The organism is Actinacidiphila acidipaludis (assembly GCF_019890725.1).
Classification (GTDB): domain Bacteria; phylum Actinomycetota; class Actinomycetes; order Streptomycetales; family Streptomycetaceae; genus Actinacidiphila; species Actinacidiphila acidipaludis.
This window is the reverse complement of the sequence record NZ_JAINZZ010000001.1, coordinates 1-20,560: the sequence shown is the minus strand read 5'-3', so window position 1 is coordinate 20,560 and position 20,560 is coordinate 1. Positions and strand designations below refer to the sequence as shown.

The following is a 20,560-nucleotide window of genomic DNA, read 5'->3' as shown; positions in this document are numbered from 1 at the left end:
TGTCATCCACAATGTCAAGCGAGCCGAGCCGGGCTTCGACGTGATGTGTATGATGGTCATCATCCAGATGTGCCGTCCAGATCATGTGCCGGCTGACCGGCCCGGCAGCGCAGGAAGGGGCAGCGATGGGCCACTCACAGGCCGAGAAGGCCGAGTCGCGGGCGCGCGTGCTGCGCATCGCGGCGCGGCGAATCCGGGAGCAGGGCATGGAGCAGCTGGGAATCGCGGAGCTGATGAAGGAGGCCGGCCTGACCCACGGCGGCTTCTACAAGCACTTCAGCTCCCGCGAGGACCTGATGAACCAGGCCGCGGCCCTGGCCCTCGCGGACGGCGAGGAGAAGATGGAGCGGGCCGCGCAGGCCGACCCCGACCTGCCGCGCACCGGCCTGATCGACGCCTACCTCAGCGCCCACCACCGCGACACTCCCGGCACCGGTTGTGCCCTCGTCACGCTCGGTGAGGCCGCCGGGCGCGGCGGCACCGAGATGAAGGAGGCCTACGAGAAGCAGGTACGCAGCTACCTGTCGCTGATCGAGGGCATCCCCGCCGACGGGTCCGGCGAGCGCGCGGACGCGATGGTCACCCTCAGCGCGCTGGTGGGAGCGGTGCTGATGGCCCGGGCCGTGGCCGACCCCGAGCTGTCCGACGAACTGCTCGGCACGGTCGCCGCGCGCCTCAAGGACGGTTTCGGCACGGCGTGAGGCCGTGAACGCGGCGCGGGCGCCGCTGTCGCGGCGCGGCGCCCGGCCGCGGCCGGGCGTGCGTCACGGCGCGACCGGCTCAGCGCCGGTCAGGCCGCGCCACGTGTCCTCCTCGCCCTCGTGGGAGCCGCCGACCGTGGCGGACACCACGGGTTCCCCCTCCACGCGCCGGCCTCCGCGCGTCCGGAGAGCCAGCGGCCACACCGGCACCCCGGACTGCCCCTGGGGAGACCGCCAGCTCCAGGGATGGGCGAACCGCCAGGTGGCGCCGTCGGCGTCCGCGACCTCGTCGCCGGCCTCCATGAACGCGTAGGGCCGGAACAGCAGCCCGAGTTCCATCGGCTCTTGGCCGCCGGGATAGAGGACGCAGCCCTGATCGTCGAGCTCGGGATCGAACGACTGCCCGTGCCGCAGCACATGGAGGCCGGGTCCGGCCTCGGCAGCCAGCCCAGATCCCGCGGCGGATCGAAGTGTTGCACCGACAGCAGGGCATCGGGCCTCCTCGGCAGCGTGGCAGCGCCAAGGTATCCGGCTCGGGGCGCGCAGGGGTGAGGGCCGGCGCAAGTCGTCGAGGGTGGGCGTCAGGAGGGGGCGAGAACGCAGAACTCGTGGGACTCCGGGTCGGAGAGGCAGGTCCAGGGGACGTCGCCCTGGCCCAGGTCGAGGTCGATCGCACCGAGGGTCCGCAGCCGGGTCACCTCGGCGGCCCGGTCGTCACCGGGGGAGGGGAGCAGGTCGAGATGGACGCGGTCCGGCGCGGTCTTCGCGTCGGGTGTGCGGAGGAACTCGAGGTACGGACCGGCGCTCTCGGGGGAGCGCAACCTGGCGATATCGCCGTTCACCTCGTGCGGGGTCCAGTCCGTCGCCTCGCCCCAGAACCGGGCCATCGCCCGCGGGTCCGCGCAGTCGACCACCACCGCGGCGATCGGCCCGGTGTCCCGGTAGATCTCCCGCGGCTCAAGCACGCAGAACTCGTTGCCCTCGGGGTCGGCGAGGACCGTCCACGGCACGTCCCCCTGTCCCACGTCGGCGGGCGTCGCACCGAGGGCCCGCAGGCCTGCGACCAGCTCCGCCTGATGGGCGCCGGAGGTGGTGGCGAGATCGAGGTGGATCCGGTTCTTGACCGCCGTCCTGGGTTCCGGGACGGGGACGACGTCGATGCCGAGCCCGGTCGGGTCCGGCCACACGAGCCCGCCGCCGGGCCCGACGTACGTGGTCGCACCGGGGCTGTACGCACTCCAGCCGAGCGCCGCCGCCCAGAACCGGCCGACCGCCGGGGCGTCGAGAGCCTTGATGTTCACCTGAACAGGTCGCAGTGCCATGCCGGCGGTCCCGGGGTCGCCTCAGTACTCGCCCTTGATCACGAAGAAGGAGCCGCGGATGACGCCGGCCAGTTTCGACTTCTGGCGCGCGAACTTGAAGCGGGAGGCCAGTTCCTCGGGGACCTCCATGCCCTCCGAGAGCTTGAAGCCGACCGCGCGCTTCTGGCCGTCCTCGATGGTGTACATCACGTTGACCGACAGGCCGGATTCGTAGAACACGTAGGCCATCCGGATGCCCGCGACCTCGAAGGACGTCACCTCGAGCGGGCGCGCGGCGATGACGATGTCGCGCTCCTCGGAGAGGATCCGGTTCACCCAGTCGAGCACCTCGGGCGCCTCGGCCGCCGGGCTGACGGTGAACGCGTGGTCGTACTTGTTGCGGTAGTAGCGCGCCTCGTTGGCGCGCAGCCCCGCCAGCGCGTCCGCGACCGGGCTCGATTCCAGGCCGGTCGTGGAGACGTTCTCGAAGTCGACGGTGTACGGCATGCGCCCTCCTGGTGCCCGTTCGCGCACATCATCGCAGAGGGCGTCCCGCCGGGCAGCTTTTCCGGGCCGTGGCCCGGCCCGCGTCCCATGGGGCGCGGACCGGGCACTCGCCACGGCCGCACACAGCGTGTTCCGCGGCCGACGACGGACCTCAGCCGTTGGGCAGGATGACCGCGCGCCCGTTGACGGCGCCCGCGTGCAGCCGCTCGTACGCGCGCGGCGCGTCGTCAAGGGAGAACGTCTCGGTGTGGACGGAGACCGCCCCGGCGCGGGCCAGGGCCAGCACTTCCTGGAGTTCGCCGCGCGACCCCCAGTAGGGGGCGCTGACCGAGACCTCGAATGGGAGTACGCCGAACCCGACCGGCAGCGTGCCGCCGCCGATCCCCACCAGCGACACCTCGGCCTCGACCCCCGCCACGGCCGCGGCGATGCGCACGGTGGGGCCGGCGCCGACGAAGTCGAAGACCGCCTGGGCGCCCAGGCCGCCGGTCAGTTCGCGGACGGCGTCGGGGGCGCCGTCGTCGGAGAGCACCGTCTCGTGGGCGCCGACCTGGCGGGCCAGCCGCAGCTTGTCCTCGCTGACGTCCAGGGCCACGACCCGGGCCGGGGTCAGCGCCCGCAGCAACTGGATCGCGACGTGCCCGAGGCCGCCGGCGCCGATGACGACCGCGGTGGAGCCCGGGACCAGCTTGGGCAGCGCCCCCTTGACGGCGTGGTACGGCGTCAGGCCCGCGTCGGTCAGCGGGACCGCGGCCACCGGGTCGAGTCCGTCCAGGGGGACGAGGTGGCGCGGGTCGTCGACGAGCAGGTACTCGGCGATGGCGCCGGGCGCCCCGAGGCCCGGCGGGCGGATGCCGAGCTCGTCGGCGCGCAGGCAGTAGTTCTCCTTGCCCTCGGCGCACTTGGCGCACCGGCCGCAGCCCCAGGGGCCGTAGACCGCGACGGCGTCGCCCTCGCTGACCCCGGTCGTGCCGGGGCCGAGCGCGGCGACCGTGCCGACGCCCTCGTGGCCGAGGGTCAGCGGCAGCGGGTACGGGAAGCCGTCGGCGGGCCAGCTCATCACGGCGATGTCGGAGTGGCAGACGCCTGCGGCCGTGACCTTCAGGAGCACCTGGCCGGGGCCGGGCTCGGGGTCGGGGACGGTCACCACCTCGGGGGCGGCGCCGATGGTGCGGTACTGCAGTGCCTTCATGATGGTCTCCTCTCCCGGGCTCAGACGGCGGTGTAGGCGCCGTCGACCAGGTGGTAGCCGCCGGTGACGAACGAGGCGCGGTCGGAGAGCAGGAACGCGATCAGCTCGGCGACCTCCTCGGGCCGCCCCAGCCGCCCGGCCGGGTGCAGCGCGACGAGGGCGGCACGCGCCTGCTCGTCCATCTGCCGCAGCAGCGGGGTCTCGATGAAGCCGGGGCCGACGGCGTTGATCCGGATGCCCCGGGCGGAGTACTCGGCGGCGGCGGTCCTGGTGAGCCCGACGACGCCGTGCTTGGCCGCCACGTAGGCGGGCGAACCGGCGAAGCCGACGGAACCGAGGATGGAGGCCACGTTGACGATCGCACCGCCGCGGCCGGCCGCTTCGATGGCGGGCAGTTCGTGGCGCAGGCAGTAGAAGACGCCGTCGAGGTTGGTGCGGATGACCCGGTCGTACTCCGCGACGTCGTACGCGCCGGTGGGTGAACTCGGCCCGCCGATACCGGCGTTGTTCACGGCGAGGTCGAGGCCGCCGAAGGTCTCGACGGTGAGGTGGACGGCCGCCTCGGCCGATTCCGGGCGGGTGACGTCCAGCGCCGTGGCCGCCGCCCGCCGTCCCGCGGCGGTCAGTTCGGCGGCGGCCCGCTCGGCGCCGGGGACGTCGAAGTCGGCTATGACGACGTTGGCGCCGCCGGCCGCCAGCAGCCGGGCGGTGGCCAGGCCGATGCCGGACGCGGCCCCGGTGACCAGGGCGGTGCGGCCGGTGAACTCGGCGGTGTCGGCGGTGGGGTTGGGGGTGGTGCTCATGTGGTCTCACTCATCGGTAGTGCGGGGTGGTTCGGTGGTGCGGTGGGGGGCCGCGGAAGCGGCCTCCCGGGACAGGGCGTCGTAGGCCCGTTCCACGAGGTCGGCGAGGTCGGCGCCGGTGTCGCCGTCGTGGTCCTGTGGTTCCGGGCCGCGGGCCCAGGCGCGCAGCGCGGCGGTCAGGACACCCGCGGCGGCCTCGACGACGACGGCCGGGCGCAGGTCCCGGAGGTCATCGGTGCCGAGGCGGCCGGCGATGATCCGGATCGACTCCTCCTGGGCGTCGACACGGATGCGCTCGTACGCGGCGAACAGGGTGGGTTCGCCGTTCAGGAGGCCGATGATCCGGCGCATCCTCGGGCGCAGGTGCCGGGCGGGGGTGTCCCGGTCGGCCAGCCAGGCGCGGACGGCCCGGCGGTAGGCCAGCAGCGGCGGTTCGCCGGCCGGCCGCGCGCGCAGCAGGGCGTTGATCCGCTCGCCGTCGTCGCGGACGAAGCCGAGGGCGGCGTCCTCCTTGCCGGTGAAGTACCGGCTGAACGTCCGCCGGGTGACGTCCGCCCGTTCGGCGACGGCCTCCACCGTGGTGGCGGCAAGCCCGCGTTCCAGGATCAGGTCGACGGCCGCGGTGGCGAGCGCCTCGCGGGTCCGGAGCGCCTTCAGCAGCCGCCGGTCCGCCACGGCTTCGCCGCCGCCCGGTTCCGATTCCTCGGCGTCCATGTCCATGCCCCCGACCGTACGCCGGTGATGTCCCCCTGGGACAGATGTCCCAATGAGACATATGTCCCACCGGGACATCGCGGTGTTCGTGACGCCGGCGGAACGGCGTCGCGGCAGGGCCGCGGGCCTCGGGCCCCGGCCGCGCCGCGCGCCCTCCCACAGCGGACACCCCGTCCGGGCGCCTCGGGCCGCGCCCGACAATGCGTCCGCCCGGCGGGTGCCATGGGACCGGATCGCCGGCGTCGCCTACGCGCGGCGCGGCGAGGTGGTCGTCCGGTGCGAGCGTCCGCAGGACGACCTCCACCTGGGCTCTCTCGGCATTCCTCCCCTCGAGCGGCTGCTGCGGCAGCCGGGTGGGGCCGCGGTGGCGGCCGCCGGAATCGACGCCATGGTCCGCGACCCGCGCCTGCGGCCGGTCGCCCCCTGTGCGGCCCGGTCAGCCGCCCGCGCCGCCGACCGGCCGCCCTCTGGGTGAAGGGTGTGGTGCCGGCAGGTGATCGGGACGGGGGCGGCCAGAACTCCGCGTACGTGAGCGCCAGTTGCGACCGCTGGGTGGCGCAGGGCTTCGCCACGGGGGCAAGGACGGCTGGGTCTACGCGATCCAGGCGCCCGGCGGGATCGACGTCAACGCCACCGCGCGGATGACCCGGCGTCCCGCTGAGACCCCGCACCAGGCAGGCGCAGGGGGGATGCGCGCGGGCGGCGAGGGCTGTCGGACGCCACCGGACTAGCAGAGGCACAACCGTTCCGCAATGGCCCTTGCATGGCAGAAGTCGCCACGGAACGACCCGCCCGCGCGTCGCCGCCCGCGCCTAGAAAGACGCCACACGGTCCGCGCACCGGTGCACTTCGCTCCGGCCGCGCGGACCGGCTGCCCCGCCCCGTCCGACACACCCGGGGGTTCCTGTGGCGCTTCCGCACCTGCCCGCCCTCAACGACCGTTACCACCGCGATCTGGCCCGCGTCACCGTCCTGCGCTGGTTCGGCATACGCGCCGACGCCTCGCGCAACACCTGGAACCCGCGCGACAGCGCGCCGTTCCTCGTCGTCATCCTCAGCCCGCTCCTCCTCGCCGTGCTGCACCAGGTGTTCGGGCATCCGACCACGCAGGGGCGCGGTGCCCACTTCTTCTGGCTCGGCTACTACGTGGGCATGGACCTGCTCAACGTCTTCTCCCAGTGGGCCGGCTGCCGGGGCTTCCACCGGGCGCTGCCGAGCGTCGACATCATGCTGACCCCGCGCGGCGCCCGCCAGGTGCACGCCTGGATCGACCGCGGGTTCCGGCCGTGGCGGCAGGAGAAGTGGATGCTGGTCGGATCGGCCATCTCCTGCGGATCCCTGTTCGCGCTGTCCACGATCCACCAGGTGACGCGCCACATGTACGTCGACACGTCCTCCTACCTCACGGTGGTCATGAGCGGCGCCATGGGAGCCAACAGCCTCTTCTGGCTCCTGCGGGCCTCACGGCTGGCCCGGATCATCACCAAGCCCGAGCATGTGCACCTCGTCTGGTCCGCCCCGGCCCGGACCCCGGGCATCGAGGCGCTCTCCCGGTGGCACCGCTTCGTGACCCTGGTCTGTGTGTTCGGATGCGCGGTGGCCTTCGCGCCGTGGGTGTGGCTCGCGCCCTACGTCGCCCACGACGGCGCCTACCTGGTGACCAAGTGGATCGTGGCGACCCTGGCCCTGGTGGCCCTCGTCCTGTTCGGGCTCTACTCGCAGTGGCGGCTGTCCCAGGCGGTGCTGGACAGACGCACCGCGGTCCTGCACGTCCTCGCCCGCCGGCTGCCGAAGGAACCGCCGGCGACCGGCGTCCTCACCGACGGGGAGGCCCAACTCGTCGACCTGTACGACAAGGTCGCCGGCAGCCCGTCCGGCGTGATCGACGGCCAGACCGTGGCGACCACGCTGCTCACCGTCGCCGCCGTGCTCGTCCCCCTCGCGGTCGCCGTCCTCGTGCGATGACAGCCCGATCGCCCCGGCCGATGCCCGGCCGGGGCGGACCCGCGTCCGCCCCGGAATCCTCAGAAGACGCGGATCGGGATCTCCGCGGGCGCCCCGAACAGGTCGACGAGTTCGTCGTCCAGGCGGACCAGCGTGACGGAGACACCGGCCATGTCCAGGGAGGTGCAGTACTCGCCGACGTAGGAGCGGTGGACCTCGATGCCGCGCTCGGCGAGCTGCTTGTGGGCCAGCCCGTAGACGAGGTACAGCTCACCGATCGGCGTTCCGCCCAGGCCGTTGACCATGAGGGCGACCCGGTCGCCGGACTCGAACGGCAGGTCCTCGGTGACGGCGGTCACCAGTTCACCCACCATCTCCTTGGCCGTCCGCAGCTTCTCCCGGCGCCGGCCGGGCTCGCCGTGGATGCCGACGCCCATCTCGACCTCGTCGTCGGGCAGTTCGAACAGCGGCGAGCCCTTCGCCGGCGGCGTGCAGGCGGTCAGCGCCATGCCCATCGTGCGGGCCACGGAGTTGACCTTCGTGCCGATGCGGTGGACCTCGTCGAGGTCGGCGCCGCGCTCCGCCGCCGCGCCGACGGCCTTCATCACGAAGAAGTTGCCCGCCACCCCTCGGCGGCCCACGGTGTACGTGGAGTCCTGCACCGACACGTCGTCGTCGATGAACAGCGTCCGCGCCTCGATCCCGTCGGCCTGGGCCAGCTCCTCGGCCATCTCGAACGCCATGCGGTCACCGGTGTAGTTGTTGACCAGCAGCAGGACGCCCTTCGGGGAGGCGACCCGCTTGACCGTCTCGTACACGAAGTCGGCGGGCGGCGCGGCGAACACGTCGCCGGGACAGGCCGCGTCGAGCATGCCCTTGCCGACGCTCATGACGTGGGAGGGTTCGTGCCCCGAGCCCGACCCCTGGACGATCGAGACCTTGTTCTCCTGGGGCGCGTCCGCGCGCATGATCAGGTTGTACTCGGGGACGTAGCGGAGGGTGTCGGGGTTGGCGAGCGCCAGCCCTTCCAGCATCTCGGCGACGAAGTCCTTCGGGTCGTTGACGAACTTCTTCATGGGGGCTCCAGGTGGTCGTAGCGCCAGGGGGATGGGAGGAGTCAGCCGCGGGACTCCCAGGTGTCGGCGATGCGTTCCGCCATCACCGCGACCGCGACCGCGCCGGGGTCCGGCGAGCCGATGCTGCGTTCCCCGGTGTAGCTCTGACGGCCCCGCATGGCCTGCATCGGCGTGGTCGCCTCGGCCGCCGCCCGCGCGCTGGTGGCGGCCACCCGGGCGACAGCGGCACCGGACGCGCCGCCCCCGGCCCCGAGTTCCTTCTCCACCGCGTCGGTCATCGGGATCAGCGCGTCCAGCAACGTCTTGTCACCGAGGTCGGACCGGCCCCGGACCTTGATGCCCTCGGCCGCGGCCCGCAGCATCGCCACCGCGTCCTGCCCGCTCAGCCCGGCCAGGTCCGGCCGCTCCTTGACCGCCCCGGCCGCCCGCAGGAAGGCGGTGCCCCACAGGGGCCCCGACGTCCCGCCCACCCGCTTGGAGATGACCATCGCGACGCGCTTGAGGAAGTCCGAGGGCGACCCGCGGTCGAAGGTCTCCCAGTCGGCGAGGACGATCTCGAAGCCCCGCGCGAGCGAGTAGCCGAAGTCGCCGTCGCCCGCGACGGCGTCCAGATCGCCGAACTGCTTCTCGTTGTCGACTGCCGTCCGGGCGATCGTGCGGACCACGAACTCCAGGTCGCTTCCTGCTGTCGATGGCGATGACATGCTCTCTCCTCACCGGCGTGGCGTCAGTGCTGCCCGGCGCCCGTACCGCCGCCGGCCTCCAGCACCCGTCCCAGGTGCTCCAGGCGGACGAACGGCCGGGGGTCGAGGCCCAGCGGGTCGCTCAGGACCTCCGTCACGGTCTCCTGCGGTCCGGGGTCGCCCAGCGAGGACACCACCAACGACGCCCCGGCGAAGTCCTCCTGAGCGGTGTAGGCGCTGACGGTGACGACGCAGGCCAGCCCGGCGGCGAGCGCCGCCAGCATCCCGTTGCGGCTGTCCTCCACCACCACCGTCTGCGCGGGGTCGAGCGCGAGCCGGTCGACACAGAGCTGGTAGATGTCCGGCGCCGGCTTCTTGTGCTCCACCACGTCGCCCGCGAACACGTGCACCTGCGGGGCCAGTTCGGGGCCTGCGGCGAGGTCCAGCACGCTGCGCACGGACGGCTCGGCCGATGTCGACGCGACCGCGAGGGTCCAGCCCGCGTCGTGGGCCTCGGTCATCAGCCGCCGCACGCCCGGGCGCGGCGGGATGGTTCCGCCGCTGATGATGCCGGTGTAGATCTCGGTCTTGCGGCGGTGCCAGCGGGCGACCTCGTCGGCGAGCGCCTCCTGGTCGTCGGGCAGGCCCGCCGCTTTGACGAACTCCGGCGTCAGCAGCGTCTTCATCCGCTCCTTGCCGCCGCCGACCTTGACCTTCTCGGCGTACTCGGCGTCGGACCACTGCACGGGCAGCCCGAACTCCTCGAAGGTGCGGTTGAAGGCGGGCAGATGCCCGTAGCGCTCGGTGTCGGCGAGCACGCCGTCGCAGTCCCAGATCAGGGCGGGCATCGATCAGCCCGCCTTGCCGGCGCTGCCGAACAACGTCATCAGGGACCCGGCCATCTCGACCACGTCCGCGCGCACCGCGCGGAACAGGGAGGGCGGATCCCACTTCCCGCGTTCGGCCGCGGACTGCAGGAAGGCCAGGTTGGACTTCATGTACGTCTCCTTGAGGGCGGTCGAGATGTTGACCTTGGCGCACCCCCGGGAGATCAGCTCGTGGAACTGCTCGTCGGACATGCCGCTGCCGCCGTGCAGGGCGATCGGCAGCGGGTACGCGGCGACGATGTCCGAGACACGCTGGAAGTCCAGCACCGGCGCCTGCTTGTACGCGCCGTGGGCGTTGCCGATCGCGGGGGCGAACACGTCCACGTGCGTGGTCCGCAGGAACTCCAGCACGACCTCCAGGCTCTGCCGTTCGGCCTCGGTGTCGGAGCCGACGCCGTCCTCCACCCCGGTGATGGACTCGATCTCGCCCTCGACGTGGGCGCCGTACCCGCGGGCCTCGGCGACGACCTCGACGGTCTGCCGCATGTTCTCCTCGACCGGCATCTTGGAGGCGTCGAACAGCACCGAGTTCCAGCCGCGGGCCAGGCACTCCGAGATGACCTCGCGCTCGGGGCAGTGGTCCAGGTGGAGGGTGACCGGGACCTCGATGCCCGCCGTCATCGCCGTCCACATGGCGTAAAGCACGTCGCTGCCGATCGAGCGGACCGTCTTCACGGAGGTCTGCACGATCAGGGGCGACGACTTCTCCACGGCCGCGGCCAGCACCGCCTCCAGCGTGAGGTCGTTGACGATGTTGATGGCCGGAACGCCGTACCGCTTGTCGAAGGCGTCGGACACGATGGTGCTGAGGGGTACAACGGGCACGGTCCCTCCAGGGCTCGGTCTCCCCGTCCCATTGCACGCCCGCCTCGCGCGGCCCGCCACTCGGCCGCCCGTGGCCGGCGGTCGCCTCCGCCCACCCCGCTTCCGGGCCCGGCACGCGCCTGACCAGCGCGAACGCGGCAGCGCAAGCGCCGGGGCGCCGGTTGCTCGGCGCGGGCGGCCCCGGGGCGAACACTTTCCGGGGCGGACGGTGTCCCCACAGGCAGGGCGGGCGAAGGGACACACGAATCCCGGATCCCGTAGGCGCCGGCGAAGGAGGAGCGGATGGCAGGCACGTTCAGCGGTACGGGCGGTACGGGCGGTGCGGCGCGGGGCGACGGGTTCGACCGCCGGATCGAGCCGTTCCGGGCGGAGCTGCTGGCCTACTGCTACCGGATGCTCGGCTCGGCCCACGACGCGGAGGATCTGGTCCAGGAGACGTACCTCAGGGCCTGGCGGGCCCGGGAGCGGTACGACGACTCCCGCAGTTCCCTGCGCACCTGGCTGTACCGGATCGCGACGAACGCCTGCCTGACCGCCCTGGAGGTCCGCGGCCGCCGGCCCCTGCCGTCGGGAATGGTGGCCGCCTCGGACCCGCGCGGACCGCTCGTCCGCGGAGAGAACGTCGCCTGGCTCCAGCCGCTGCCCGACGCGACGCTGACCGGCGGCGATCCGGCCGGAACGGTGATCGTCCGCAGCAGCCTGCGCCTGGCCTTCGCCGCCGCGCTGCAGCACCTGTCCGCGCGCCAGCGCGGCGCCCTGATCCTGCGGGACGTGCTGGGTTTCTCCGCGGCTGAGAGCGCTGACGTCCTCGGCACCACGGTCGTGTCGGTGAACAGCTCACTGCAGCGGGCGCGGACCCGCATGAATCAGGCCGGGATCCGGCAGGAGGGCCTGCGTGAGCCGCCCTCGGGCGACCAGCGCGCCTGGGTCGACCGCTACATGACGGCGTTCGAGCGTGCCGACGTCGAAGCGCTCAAGCGGCTGCTCACCGAGGACGTGCTCATGGAGATGCCGCCGATGCTCAACTGGTTCACCGGCCGTGCCGACTACGGCCTGTTCATGGAGTGGGTCTTCGACAAGGCCGGGACCGACTGGTCCCTGCGGGCGGTCGGGGCCAACGGCCAGCCGGCCTTCGCCGCGTACCGGGGCGTGGGTGACGGGTACGAGCTGCACACCCTCCAGGTCTTCACCGTCACCGCCGACGGCATCAGCCGGAACTCGGTCTTCCAGGACGCCGAGGTCTTCGCGTCCTTCGGCCTGGCGGCCCGGCTCGACGCGCGGGGCCGCGCCGACGGCGAGCGGGAGAAGTTTCCGTCGGCGCGATGAGTTCCGGCCCCGCCGCCGGTATGTAGGGACGAGTTCGCCGGAACACCCCGCGCGAGCCGCTCAGCAGGAAGAGACATCCCATGTCAGAAAGCCGTGCGCACGACGAGGCCGCCATCCGGGCCGTACTGGCCGACTCCTCCGAGGCGTGGGAGGCCGGTGACGCCGAGGGCATGGTCGCGGACTACACCGCGGACGCGACCGCCATCCTGACCGGCTCGCTCCGCGACAGCCGTGACGTGATCCGCGAGAGCATGGCCCTGGCCTTCCAGGGTCCGCTCAAGAACACCTCGACCTGCGGCAGGGAGCTCAGCCTCCGCTTCGTCGGCCGGGACGCCGCGATCGTCGTCAGCGAGTCCGGCATCCTGTTCCCCGGCCAGACCGAGGTCCCGGACCCGGCCAAGGTGAACGCGACCTGGGTCCTGGAGAAGCGGGACGGCCGGTGGCTGATCGCCGCCTTCCACAGCAGTCCGGTGCTCGCCCCGCAGCAGTGACCGCGTGCCGGGGCGCCCGGCCCCGTCGGCCCGTCCGCGCCCCGGCCCGCTGCTGACCTGGCTGCCTTTTTACCAAATCAAGGATGGATTCATGTGATCTGATGCATTCCTGGAGACTTGGTCCGGGTATCTCTCTATGCGTTTGCGAGCAAGCGCCGGGCGGTCACCTCCGGCGCTCCGACCGCCGGCCCGCGAGGACGAGGGAAGCGCATGCGCCCGATCACCCGGAGAAGTCTGCTCGGCCTGACCGCGGGCGCCACCCTCGGGGCCGCGACCGGGTGCGGGTTCGGCGACGACCGGACGAAGACGGTCCTCATCGGTGACGGCTCGACCTCCGACACCGGCGCGCAGCCGCACCAGCCGGCGGCCGAGCGGCTGGAACCGGGACGGACGCCACCCCAGTTCGTCATCTTCTCCTGGGACGGCGCGGGTGAACTCGACAACGGCCTGTTCTCCCGCTTCCGGAACCTGGCCCAGGAGCACGACGCGAAGATGACATTCTTCCTGTCGGGCCTGTACTGCCTGCCGGAGTACAAGAAGGACCTCTACCGGCCCCCGAACAACCCCGTGGGCGCGTCCGACATCGGCTACTTCGCGGACGAGCACATCAGGACGACCCTGGACCAGGTGCGCCTGGCCTGGCTCGAGGGTCACGAGATCGGCACGCACTTCAACGGCCACTTCTGCTCGGGCTACGGCAGCGTCGGGAACTGGACCCCGGCCCAGTGGGAGAGCGAGATCGAACAGGCCATCGCCTTCGTCACGACCTGGAAGACCACCACCGGCTTCACCGACGTCCCCTCCCTGCCCTTCGACTACCGCAAGGAGCTGACCGGCGGCCGCACCCCCTGCCTGCTCGGGCAGGAGCAGTGGCTGCCGACGGCCGCCAAGCTGGGCCTGCGCTACGACGCCAGCGGACCCGGCGGCAGCCAGGTCTGGCCGTCCAGGAAGCAGGGCCTGTGGGACCTGCCGCTGCAGCTGATCCCGTTTCCCGGTCACACGTTCGAGGTCCTGTCGATGGACTACAACATGCTGGCCAACCAGTCCCACGCGGCCACCACATCCGACCCGGGCAACTACCCGGCGTGGCGGCAGCAGGCCACCGACTCCTACATCGCCGGCTTCCAGCGGGCCTACGAGACCAACCGGGCGCCCTTCTACATCGGCAACCACTTCGAGCAGTGGAACGGCGGCATCTACATGGACGCGGTCCAGAACGTCCTGGAGCACATCTCCGCACTGGGTGCCGACGACGTCCGCATGGTCAGTTTCAAGCAGTACGTCAACTGGCTCGACGCGCAGGACCCCGCGCTGCTCGCCAAACTCAGGACCTTGGACGTCGGGCAGCAACCGACCGAGGGGTGGGCGGAGTTCACCCGTTCCGCATGACGCCCGTCAGCGGATCTCGTACGTACCGTCCAGGCGGGCGCGGCCGATCACATGGCCGGCGACGGCCGCCGTCACCTCGCCGAGGGTGCGGCCGGCGGCCGGTCCCGTGGCCTGGTCCAGCGCGAAGAGCTGGAAGACGTAGGCGTGGGGTCCGTGCGACCGGATCGGCATCGGGCCGGCCCAGCCGCGGCGCCCGAGCCCGCCCTTCCCGTGGCGGACGCCCGGAACCGGGCTGGGGTCGGTCAGGGCGTTCTCCGGAAGCCCCTTGAACGCGGGGTCGATGCCCAGGGTCAGGGCGTGGGTGGCGGGCTTCGCCATCGGGACGTCCGGGTCCTGCACCACGAGGACGAGTTCGACGGTGCCCGCAGGCGGCTGCGTCCACTCCAGGGCCGGGGAGACGTTCGCGCCGAACAGCCTGCCGCGGTACTTCTCCGGCAGGGGCGCGCCGTGGTCGAAGGCGGGGCTCGTCAGGGTGAAGTTCTCCGGCGCCTGAAGGTCGGCGCGTGCCCAGACCAGGGTGTTCTGGCCGGCCCGGCGGTTGCGCAGCGCGACGCCGAGGGGGTTTGCGGGCATGACGGCGACTCCTTGCTTAGGTATAAGAAAGATCTGTTTAGGTACACTAATGAACCATGGGAAAGGACGCAACCGAAGTGCAGCGGCCCGCCGTCGCCGCGGAGACCGACCTGGGCGGACAGCTGCGCGCCGCCGTGGGACGCATCTACCGCCGCTTCCGCAGCGAGCGCCCCGACGGCAGCCTCGGAGACGCGGCACTCGCCGTCCTCACCCGCCTCCACAAGCACGGCCCGCGGACCCTCACCGAACTCAGCGCGTACGACCGGGTCTCGCCTGCCTCCATGAGCCAGACCGTGAACCGCCTGACCTCCGCCGGCTACGCCGTCCGCACCCGCGACGCGAACGACCGCCGCAAGGTGCTCTTCAGTGCCACCGCCGAAGGCGACCGACTCGCCGTCGCCGCACGGGCGCAGCGCAACGCGTGGCTCGACGAGCGGCTGGGCGCCCTCACCGCGGACGAACGCGCGGTGATCGCCAGAGCCACCGACCTGCTCCTGCGCATCGCCGACTCGTGAGCAAGGGGACCGCGGGGGAAGGGCGCGGACCGGCCCCGAAACCATGTGGTCCGCAGGGGGAATCGCCCCTACGATCACCGTCAATGCCCGGACGTAGCGCAGAGGCAGGCGGCGTGCGGAATCTGCTGCTCGGCACCGACGGCCTGGGCGACGAGGGGGCCGCGGCCGTCGTCGAGCACAGCGCGGGCACCGCCGTGGAGACCCTGTACCCCGGCTGCAACGGCACCACGGCCGCTGGGGCCTGCGCGATCGCCGACGGCCTCCGCGCCTCGCAGCACGTCGTGACCGGCGTCTGGCTCAAGCGCAACCCGCTGGGCACCGGCGGCGGCCGGGCGGCCGCCGAACTCCTCGTCGCCGCAGATACGTTGCGCACCCTCGACCTGGTGCAGACCGGCCTCGACCCGGCCGGAGCGGCCGTCCTGGCGGAGGCCGTGCTGACGGCCGTGGCACGGGGGCGGCGGATCGACGGCTCTACCTGAGCGGCAACCCGCTGGGCAGCGCGTGCGCGGCGCCACCGGCCGCACTGGTGTCGGCCGGCGCCGTTGCCGAACTCTACGCATCCGCCTGCTTCCTGGGCGACGACGGCGCGGAGTTGCTGGCCGCCGCCCTCGACCGCGCACCCCATGGCCGGCTGGCCCGGCTGTCCGTGGCCGGCAACGGGATCGGGCCGCAGGCAGTCGCCCGGCTGGCCGCCGCCGCGGCCGGGGCAGGAGTGGAACTGCTGGACTTCGGCCGGGTCAGGGCGGCCGGAACCCTCGCCGCCGACAACCACGTGGACGCCGAGGCCGCCTCGGCCATCGGCCTGACCCTGGCCTCCGCACGGCACCGGCTGACCCACCTGGTGCTGTCCCACACCGGCATGCGCAGCCGGGAGGCCCACCGTCTGCTCGACTCCGCGCCCGCGGCACCGACCGCGACCCGCTTCGTGCCGGGCAAGGGCCTCGCCACCTCGGTCCGGCGACGCCTCGACGCGCTCAGCGCCCACCTGCCGTCGCCGGCCGTCGCCGCCGACGTCGCGGCCGTCCGCAGCGTCCACCGCACGGCGCCTCCCGAGCGCTGACGGTCGTCGCCGACGGCCCGCGTCGTCGTCCTGGGCCGGACAGGTCAGCCGATGGCGATGACGGGGTGGTCGGCGGGGTTGATCCACTGCATGATCTGGGTCATGAACGCGGCGGGGACGGCGACGCAGCCGGCGGTGGGGCCGGCCTGGGGGCCGAGGTCGTGGAGGAAGATGCCGGCGCCCCGGCCCTTGACGGCGGGGTTCATGTTGAAGTCGATGACCAGCGCGTTGTGGTACTGCGTGGGGTAGTTGATGAGGTGTTCGCTGCCGTCGTCGCCGGACTCGGTGAGGTGGAAGCCGCCCTGGGTGTCGGTGCGCATCTGGTTGTAGTACGCGGAGGTCGGGTCCTCGACCCACCAGTCGTGGCTGGTGACCTGGTGGTAGGGCATGGTGGTGCCGGGGTTGGGGCCGACGCCGAAGCCGCGGGTGATGGTGTAGGTGCCGGTGGGGGTGGTCGAGGTCCCCTGGGTGCGCGTGCCGCCGAAGGTGATGCCGTGCGCGCCCACGCGGGCCGCGGTGGTGGCGGCCACCTGGTGCCAGCCGACGGCGGTCTTGTCCCACAGGGCGACGCGCGCGTAGCTGCCGGACGCCTTGACGGTGATGACCTGGCTGGCATTGCCGATGGCGACCCTGACGGGGAAGCGCTGCGGGGTGGGGATGTAGGAGCCGGCGGGCAGGGTGAGGTGCTGTCCCGGGCGGATCACATAGGGCGCGGCGATGTGGTTGGCGGCGGCCAGCGCCGTCCAGCCGTGGGGGACGTGGTCCCTGGCGGCGATCGCGGACAGGGTGTCACCCGTGACGACGGTGTATCCGGTGACGGCTGTGGTGCCGGGCGGAGTGGTGGCGGCCTGGGCGCTGCCCGCGGCGGTGACCGCGGTGACGGCCGCGGCGGCGCTGAGCGCGCCGGTGGCCGCGGCGCGGCGGGCGAGGGGTGTGCGGGGTTTGGCGTGGCGCCCAGCAGAGGCGGTCATGGTCTCTTCCGTCGAGGGGAGCAATGACGGGTGGTGCGACTCCGCCGAACGGGCCCGCACCACCACGTGTGCGTCCCAGGATGGACGCATGTGCCGCCGGAGCGCGGCGATTTGATCAGTTGATGACCTGCCCATGGGGAATCGGCTCAGCCGTGGTGGCCGCCGCCGCCGTCGAAGCCACCGTGACCGCCCCCGTGTCCGAAGCCGCCATGGCCGTGACCGAAGCCCCCGTGGCCGCCGCCGTGGGCACCCCCATGCCCACCGTTGAGCCAGCCCGCGTCGTGGCTGTGGCCGTGGTGGCTGTGGTGCCCCTGGTTGTGGTGCCGGGCCGCGGGGGAGGCGGGCAGGTCCGGCGCGGTGTCGTCGACGGTGCTCGTCCTGCCGGAGGACAGACGGTGGTCGGTGCCGCGGCCGTGCCCACGAGCCGCCCTGAGGACTATGCCCACCGCCATCAGGACGGCGAACACCGCGATGACCAGGACGATCACAGGTGCGTCGGAAATCATTATGCCCCCTTTACCGTGCCGAGCCTCAAGGATCGGTCCGGCCGTCCGCGGTGTCCCGCCACTTGACGCACTTCTGAGCTTGACCGGGCGTCAGGCCGTGCGATGCCCGTCGGGGGAGGGCACGGCTCGCAGCGCCATGTCGACGGTGGCGTGCAGGGCCTCGCGCCCCGCGCCGGCGGCCGCGTGCACCGCGTTGCCCTCGCTGACGACCATCACGTAGCGGGCCAGCACGAGCGGATCGGTGCCGGCGGGCAGATCGCCGTCCTCGACGGCGCGGGCGAGGCGGTCGGCCAGCGCCTGCTCACCGGTGAGGCGGCTGTCGGCGAGGAACTTGGCGATGTGCCCGTTGTCGCCGCCCTCGGCGAGTCCGCCCTGCACGGACAGGCATCCCGGCGGGCGGTCGGACCGCGTCAGCGCGTCGGCGTTGGCCCGCAGGAACGCCTCGATGACGGCGTATCCCGTGGGCTGCGTGAGCGCGTCGCGGGCGTAGGCCATCTCCGCGAAGGCGTAGCGGGCGACGGCGCGGCGGAACAGCTCCTCCTTGTTGCCGAACGCCGCGTACATGCTCGTGCGGTTGATGCCCATGGCGTCGGTGAGGTCGCTCAGCGACGCGCCTTCGTACCCCTGGCGCCAGAAGACATCGACCGCGCGGTCGAGCGCCGCGTCCGCGTCGAAGCCCCGGGGCCGTCCGCGTTCCGCCATCGTCACCCCCTGTCCCAGGTCGCTCCTCAATCTTAACCGAACGGTACGGAAATAGTTCGGGAGGCACCGCCGTTCTTCAGTACCGAACGGTACAGAAATGGAGGGGTCATCATGAGCGAGCTGCGCGAGAACCTCGGCCGGGTCGGACTGTGGAGCATGCAGCTGCGGTCTGCGGGCCGCCCGCAGGTACGCGAGGCCGTGGCGGAACTCGACGATCTGGGCTGGCGGGCGATCTGGATGCCCGGGCTCGACGGCGCCGGCGCACTCGACGACGTCGGCCGTCTGCTGGCCGCTGCGCCGCACAGCACCGTCGTCACGGGGGTCCTCAACATCTGGGGCCAGTCCGCCGCCGAACTGGGCGCCGGCGTCGCGGCGTTCGACGCCGCGTACGGGCCGCGCACCGTCATCGGCCTGGGCGTCGGAAACCGTGCGGGAGCCGCGGCCCGCGGGCAGCACTACGGGGATCCGGTCGACTCGATGAGCCGCTACCTCGACGAGCTGGGCGCCGCCGTCCCCGCCGGACGGCTGCTGCTCGGCGCCCTCGGCCGCAGGATGGCCGATCTGGCCGCGGCCCGCACCGCCGGCTGGCACCCGTTCCTGGTGACGCCGGAGTACGTGGCGGCGCAGCGAGCCCGGGTCGGCGCGACGCCGTTCCTCGCCCCGCACCAGGCCGTCGTGCTCGAGTCCGATCCGGCGGTGGCCCGCGAGACGGCGCGGGCGGGCATCGGCGCGTTCATCGGGTTCCCGGCCTACCGGGCGAACCTGCGGCGGCTCGGCTTCACCGACGACGACCTGGTGCCCGGTGGCAGTGACCGGCTCATCGACGCACTCGTCGCCCACGGCAGCGCGGACGACGTCGTCCGACGGGTACGGGAGCACCTCGGCGCGGGCGCGGACCACGTCGCCCTGCACGTGATCGACACCCCCGGCTCTTCCGGCCTGCCGCTCGCCCAGTGGCGCGAACTGGCCTTCCTCGCACGGTGATCGGCGATCCGGACACCCACCGCGCCCGCGGGAACGGCGCGCGGCCCACCGCGGGCAAGCCGCCCCTGCCTCTTCGTACGGCTTCAGGGCTTCTGAGGACCAACCCCCCCGCACCACCCATCCCGCACCACCGGTCCCCACTCAAGGAGAAACGATCATGGGACAGCTCGACGGCAGGACCGCCCTCGTCACCGGCGCCACCTCCGGCATCGGCCTCGCCTCCGCGCGGCGCCTCGCGGCGGAGGGAGCGCACGTCTTCCTCACCGGCCGCAGGCAGCAGGCCCTGGACGAGGCCGTGGCCTCGATCGGCGACCGCGCCACCGGCGTGCGCGCCGACGTCGCGAACCTCGACGACCTCGACCGGCTCTTCGCGGTCGTCGCGGAGCACGGAAGCCTCGACATCCTCTTCGCCAACGCAGGCGGCGGTGAGTTCGCGGCACTGCCGGACGTCACCTGGCAGCACTACGCCGACACGTTCAACACCAACGTCGGCGGCACCCTGTTCACCGTGCAGAAGGCGCTGCCCCTGCTCACACCCGGTGCCTCCGTCATCCTGACCAGCTCCAACATCGACACCAAGGGCGCCGCGTCGTTCAGCGTCTACGCCGCCAGCAAGGCGGCGCTCCGCTCGCTCACGCGCAGCTGGGCCGCCGAACTGGTCACCCGCGGGATCCGCGTCAACAGCATCGCGCCGGGGCCGATCGAGACCCCGGGACTGAGCGGCCTGGCGGGCGACCCGGCGGCCGCCGAACAGCTCCTCAAGGGTCTGGCGGCCGGAGTGCCGATGAACCGCCTCGGCCGCCCGGAGGAGATCGCCGAGACGGTGCTGTTCCTGGCGTCCGACGCCAGCGGCTACATGACCGGCGCGGAGATCTACGTCGACGGCGGCGCCAGCCAGATCTGACCTCCGGCCGATGATCCAATGATCCCGACACCGGGAACACGCGGGGCGCCGGCCGGCACGACCACACGGCCGGCCGGCGTCCCGCGGCGCCCCGGAGGAACGAGGAGCAGCACCATGAACAGCGTGACCGACCTGCTGGCCGCCAATCTGCACGAGGTCTTCGGCAACCGCGATCCCGGCTCGCGCCGCGCGGCGATCGAGCGGATCTACACCGAGGACATCGTCTTCACCGATCCGGAAGGCGTGACCACCGGTTGGGACGCCCTTGAGGAGAAGGCGAGCACCCTGCTGGAGAAGGTTCCGCCGAACTTCGTCTTCGCCGAGGACGGCGAACGCTACGCGGGCCCCGGCAACGGGGCGCTCGCCTGGGCGTTCGGCCCCGCGGGGGAACCGGCGGTGCGCGGCATCGACGTCATCACCGTCCGGGACGGCAGGATCGCCGCCGTGCTGACGATGTTCACGGCCTGATCGCGCCGTTCACGGTCTGAGACCACTGCCGGGGTTCC

At 72.5% G+C, this 20,560-nt stretch carries 26 protein-coding genes; 12 read left to right on the top strand and 14 right to left on the bottom strand.

What is annotated here, in order from left to right:
* The first annotated feature begins 125 nt into the window (after positions 1-125).
* Positions 126-701 (top strand): TetR/AcrR family transcriptional regulator, encoded by a 576-nt coding sequence (locus K7862_RS00130; RefSeq protein WP_222959340.1) that lies wholly within the window; start codon positions 126-128, stop codon positions 699-701.
* Between the two features lie 63 nt (positions 702-764).
* Here the strand turns inward: K7862_RS00130 and K7862_RS00125 are convergent, their stop codons facing one another.
* From K7862_RS00125 to K7862_RS00100, 6 genes are all read right to left on the bottom strand, one after another.
* Positions 765-1,118 (bottom strand): hypothetical protein, encoded by a 354-nt coding sequence (locus tag K7862_RS00125; RefSeq protein ID WP_222959339.1) that lies wholly within the window; start codon positions 1,116-1,118, stop codon positions 765-767.
* Between the two features lie 164 nt (positions 1,119-1,282).
* The gene (locus tag K7862_RS00120; protein WP_222959338.1) at positions 1,283-2,023 is read right to left on the bottom strand and encodes a VOC family protein; all 741 of its coding nucleotides are present in this window, start codon (positions 2,021-2,023) and stop codon (positions 1,283-1,285) included.
* 21 nt (positions 2,024-2,044) lie between these two features.
* A complete protein-coding gene (locus tag K7862_RS00115; RefSeq protein ID WP_222959337.1) occupies positions 2,045-2,509 on the bottom strand; it encodes a DUF8821 family protein in 465 nt (154 codons plus the stop codon).
* A gap of 151 nt (positions 2,510-2,660) precedes the next feature.
* Positions 2,661-3,701, bottom strand: coding sequence for an NAD(P)-dependent alcohol dehydrogenase (locus K7862_RS00110; RefSeq protein WP_222959336.1), 1,041 nt, complete (start codon positions 3,699-3,701; stop codon positions 2,661-2,663).
* Positions 3,702-3,721: 20 nt separating this feature from the next.
* Positions 3,722-4,504 (bottom strand): SDR family NAD(P)-dependent oxidoreductase, encoded by a 783-nt coding sequence (locus K7862_RS00105; protein WP_222959335.1) that lies wholly within the window; start codon positions 4,502-4,504, stop codon positions 3,722-3,724.
* A gap of 6 nt (positions 4,505-4,510) precedes the next feature.
* Positions 4,511-5,218 carry a TetR family transcriptional regulator gene (locus tag K7862_RS00100; protein ID WP_222959643.1) on the bottom strand — a complete coding sequence of 236 codons (708 nt, stop codon included), beginning with the start codon at positions 5,216-5,218 and terminating at the stop codon, positions 4,511-4,513.
* A gap of 217 nt (positions 5,219-5,435) precedes the next feature.
* Between K7862_RS00100 and K7862_RS00095 the strand changes: the two genes are divergently transcribed.
* Positions 5,436-5,693, top strand: a complete 258-nt coding sequence (locus K7862_RS00095; RefSeq protein WP_222959334.1) for a hypothetical protein — start codon at positions 5,436-5,438, stop codon at positions 5,691-5,693.
* Between the two features lie 431 nt (positions 5,694-6,124).
* The gene (locus tag K7862_RS00090; RefSeq protein ID WP_222959333.1) at positions 6,125-7,183 is read left to right on the top strand and encodes a hypothetical protein; all 1,059 of its coding nucleotides are present in this window, start codon (positions 6,125-6,127) and stop codon (positions 7,181-7,183) included.
* A 59-nt stretch (positions 7,184-7,242) separates the two neighbouring features.
* Here K7862_RS00090 and dhaK read toward each other — a convergent pair whose 3' ends face one another.
* The 4 genes from dhaK to K7862_RS00070 are packed head-to-tail and all read right to left on the bottom strand — an operon-like array spanning position 7,243 to position 10,633.
* Positions 7,243-8,238: a dihydroxyacetone kinase subunit DhaK gene (gene dhaK / locus K7862_RS00085; protein WP_222959332.1), complete on the bottom strand. Its 996-nt coding sequence runs from the start codon at positions 8,236-8,238 to the stop codon at positions 7,243-7,245.
* Positions 8,239-8,279: 41 nt separating this feature from the next.
* The gene (dhaL, locus tag K7862_RS00080; protein ID WP_222959331.1) at positions 8,280-8,942 is read right to left on the bottom strand and encodes a dihydroxyacetone kinase subunit DhaL; all 663 of its coding nucleotides are present in this window, start codon (positions 8,940-8,942) and stop codon (positions 8,280-8,282) included.
* Positions 8,943-8,965: 23 nt separating this feature from the next.
* Positions 8,966-9,769, bottom strand: coding sequence for an HAD-IA family hydrolase (locus K7862_RS00075; RefSeq protein ID WP_222959330.1), 804 nt, complete (start codon positions 9,767-9,769; stop codon positions 8,966-8,968).
* 3 nt (positions 9,770-9,772) lie between these two features.
* A complete protein-coding gene (locus K7862_RS00070; protein WP_222959329.1) occupies positions 9,773-10,633 on the bottom strand; it encodes a class II fructose-bisphosphate aldolase in 861 nt (286 codons plus the stop codon).
* Positions 10,634-10,915: 282 nt separating this feature from the next.
* Here K7862_RS00070 and K7862_RS00065 point away from each other — a divergent pair, with 282 nt between their 5' ends.
* The 3 genes from K7862_RS00065 (at position 10,916) to K7862_RS00055 (ending at position 13,839) form a co-directional block, all read left to right on the top strand.
* Positions 10,916-11,959 (top strand): sigma-70 family RNA polymerase sigma factor, encoded by a 1,044-nt coding sequence (locus K7862_RS00065; protein WP_222959328.1) that lies wholly within the window; start codon positions 10,916-10,918, stop codon positions 11,957-11,959.
* A gap of 80 nt (positions 11,960-12,039) precedes the next feature.
* Positions 12,040-12,450, top strand: coding sequence for an SgcJ/EcaC family oxidoreductase (locus K7862_RS00060; protein ID WP_222959327.1), 411 nt, complete (start codon positions 12,040-12,042; stop codon positions 12,448-12,450).
* Positions 12,451-12,660: 210 nt separating this feature from the next.
* Positions 12,661-13,839, top strand: coding sequence for a polysaccharide deacetylase family protein (locus K7862_RS00055; protein WP_222959326.1), 1,179 nt, complete (start codon positions 12,661-12,663; stop codon positions 13,837-13,839).
* 6 nt (positions 13,840-13,845) lie between these two features.
* On the opposite strand, the gene K7862_RS00050 is transcribed toward K7862_RS00055, so the two are convergent.
* A complete protein-coding gene (locus K7862_RS00050) occupies positions 13,846-14,412 on the bottom strand; it encodes a YbhB/YbcL family Raf kinase inhibitor-like protein (protein ID WP_222959325.1) in 567 nt (188 codons plus the stop codon).
* A gap of 56 nt (positions 14,413-14,468) precedes the next feature.
* Between K7862_RS00050 and K7862_RS00045 the strand changes: the two genes are divergently transcribed.
* The 3 genes from K7862_RS00045 (at position 14,469) to K7862_RS00035 (ending at position 15,987) form a co-directional block, all read left to right on the top strand.
* Positions 14,469-14,927: a MarR family winged helix-turn-helix transcriptional regulator gene (locus K7862_RS00045; RefSeq protein ID WP_222959324.1), complete on the top strand. Its 459-nt coding sequence runs from the start codon at positions 14,469-14,471 to the stop codon at positions 14,925-14,927.
* 83 nt (positions 14,928-15,010) lie between these two features.
* Complete coding sequence (locus K7862_RS00040; RefSeq protein ID WP_222959323.1) at positions 15,011-15,406, top strand: leucine-rich repeat domain-containing protein; 396 nt, start codon at positions 15,011-15,013, stop codon at positions 15,404-15,406.
* Positions 15,407-15,453: 47 nt separating this feature from the next.
* Positions 15,454-15,987: a hypothetical protein gene (locus tag K7862_RS00035; protein WP_222959322.1), complete on the top strand. Its 534-nt coding sequence runs from the start codon at positions 15,454-15,456 to the stop codon at positions 15,985-15,987.
* A gap of 44 nt (positions 15,988-16,031) precedes the next feature.
* Here K7862_RS00035 and K7862_RS00030 read toward each other — a convergent pair whose 3' ends face one another.
* The 3 genes from K7862_RS00030 to K7862_RS00020 form a co-directional block, all read right to left on the bottom strand.
* The gene (locus K7862_RS00030) at positions 16,032-16,958 is read right to left on the bottom strand and encodes a L,D-transpeptidase family protein (protein ID WP_262412444.1); all 927 of its coding nucleotides are present in this window, start codon (positions 16,956-16,958) and stop codon (positions 16,032-16,034) included.
* A 146-nt stretch (positions 16,959-17,104) separates the two neighbouring features.
* Positions 17,105-17,464 (bottom strand): hypothetical protein, encoded by a 360-nt coding sequence (locus K7862_RS00025; RefSeq protein ID WP_222959321.1) that lies wholly within the window; start codon positions 17,462-17,464, stop codon positions 17,105-17,107.
* A 90-nt stretch (positions 17,465-17,554) separates the two neighbouring features.
* The gene (locus K7862_RS00020; RefSeq protein ID WP_222959320.1) at positions 17,555-18,166 is read right to left on the bottom strand and encodes a TetR/AcrR family transcriptional regulator; all 612 of its coding nucleotides are present in this window, start codon (positions 18,164-18,166) and stop codon (positions 17,555-17,557) included.
* Positions 18,167-18,277: 111 nt separating this feature from the next.
* On the opposite strand from K7862_RS00020, the gene K7862_RS00015 reads away from it, so the two are divergent.
* From K7862_RS00015 to K7862_RS00005, 3 genes are all read left to right on the top strand, one after another.
* Positions 18,278-19,150, top strand: a complete 873-nt coding sequence (locus K7862_RS00015; RefSeq protein WP_222959319.1) for a TIGR03620 family F420-dependent LLM class oxidoreductase — start codon at positions 18,278-18,280, stop codon at positions 19,148-19,150.
* Positions 19,151-19,307: 157 nt separating this feature from the next.
* The gene (locus tag K7862_RS00010) at positions 19,308-20,054 is read left to right on the top strand and encodes an SDR family NAD(P)-dependent oxidoreductase (protein ID WP_222959318.1); all 747 of its coding nucleotides are present in this window, start codon (positions 19,308-19,310) and stop codon (positions 20,052-20,054) included.
* Positions 20,055-20,168: 114 nt separating this feature from the next.
* Positions 20,169-20,522 carry a nuclear transport factor 2 family protein gene (locus tag K7862_RS00005; protein WP_222959317.1) on the top strand — a complete coding sequence of 118 codons (354 nt, stop codon included), beginning with the start codon at positions 20,169-20,171 and terminating at the stop codon, positions 20,520-20,522.
* Positions 20,523-20,560: the final 38 nt, after the last annotated feature.

Excerpts from the sequence above, each read along its gene's own strand:
- K7862_RS00130 (WP_222959340.1), top strand. The coding sequence starts at position 126 with ATGGGCCACTCACAGGCCGAGAAGGCCGAGTCGCGGGCGCGCGTGCTG.
- K7862_RS00120 (WP_222959338.1), bottom strand. The coding sequence starts at position 2,023 with ATGGCACTGCGACCTGTTCAGGTGAACATCAAGGCTCTCGACGCCCCG.
- K7862_RS00115 (WP_222959337.1), bottom strand. The coding sequence starts at position 2,509 with ATGCCGTACACCGTCGACTTCGAGAACGTCTCCACGACCGGCCTGGAA.
- K7862_RS00110 (WP_222959336.1), bottom strand. The coding sequence starts at position 3,701 with ATGAAGGCACTGCAGTACCGCACCATCGGCGCCGCCCCCGAGGTGGTG.
- K7862_RS00105 (WP_222959335.1), bottom strand. The coding sequence starts at position 4,504 with ATGAGCACCACCCCCAACCCCACCGCCGACACCGCCGAGTTCACCGGC.
- K7862_RS00100 (WP_222959643.1), bottom strand. The coding sequence starts at position 5,218 with ATGGACGCCGAGGAATCGGAACCGGGCGGCGGCGAAGCCGTGGCGGAC.
- dhaK (WP_222959332.1), bottom strand. The coding sequence starts at position 8,238 with ATGAAGAAGTTCGTCAACGACCCGAAGGACTTCGTCGCCGAGATGCTG.
- dhaL (WP_222959331.1), bottom strand. The coding sequence starts at position 8,942 with ATGTCATCGCCATCGACAGCAGGAAGCGACCTGGAGTTCGTGGTCCGC.
- K7862_RS00075 (WP_222959330.1), bottom strand. The coding sequence starts at position 9,769 with ATGCCCGCCCTGATCTGGGACTGCGACGGCGTGCTCGCCGACACCGAG.
- K7862_RS00065 (WP_222959328.1), top strand. The coding sequence starts at position 10,916 with ATGGCAGGCACGTTCAGCGGTACGGGCGGTACGGGCGGTGCGGCGCGG.
- K7862_RS00060 (WP_222959327.1), top strand. The coding sequence starts at position 12,040 with ATGTCAGAAAGCCGTGCGCACGACGAGGCCGCCATCCGGGCCGTACTG.
- K7862_RS00055 (WP_222959326.1), top strand. The coding sequence starts at position 12,661 with ATGCGCCCGATCACCCGGAGAAGTCTGCTCGGCCTGACCGCGGGCGCC.
- K7862_RS00050 (WP_222959325.1), bottom strand. The coding sequence starts at position 14,412 with ATGCCCGCAAACCCCCTCGGCGTCGCGCTGCGCAACCGCCGGGCCGGC.
- K7862_RS00045 (WP_222959324.1), top strand. The coding sequence starts at position 14,469 with ATGGGAAAGGACGCAACCGAAGTGCAGCGGCCCGCCGTCGCCGCGGAG.
- K7862_RS00040 (WP_222959323.1), top strand. The coding sequence starts at position 15,011 with ATGCCCGGACGTAGCGCAGAGGCAGGCGGCGTGCGGAATCTGCTGCTC.
- K7862_RS00030 (WP_262412444.1), bottom strand. The coding sequence starts at position 16,958 with ATGACCGCCTCTGCTGGGCGCCACGCCAAACCCCGCACACCCCTCGCC.
- K7862_RS00025 (WP_222959321.1), bottom strand. The coding sequence starts at position 17,464 with ATGATTTCCGACGCACCTGTGATCGTCCTGGTCATCGCGGTGTTCGCC.
- K7862_RS00020 (WP_222959320.1), bottom strand. The coding sequence starts at position 18,166 with ATGGCGGAACGCGGACGGCCCCGGGGCTTCGACGCGGACGCGGCGCTC.
- K7862_RS00015 (WP_222959319.1), top strand. The coding sequence starts at position 18,278 with ATGAGCGAGCTGCGCGAGAACCTCGGCCGGGTCGGACTGTGGAGCATG.
- K7862_RS00010 (WP_222959318.1), top strand. The coding sequence starts at position 19,308 with ATGGGACAGCTCGACGGCAGGACCGCCCTCGTCACCGGCGCCACCTCC.
- K7862_RS00005 (WP_222959317.1), top strand. The coding sequence starts at position 20,169 with ATGAACAGCGTGACCGACCTGCTGGCCGCCAATCTGCACGAGGTCTTC.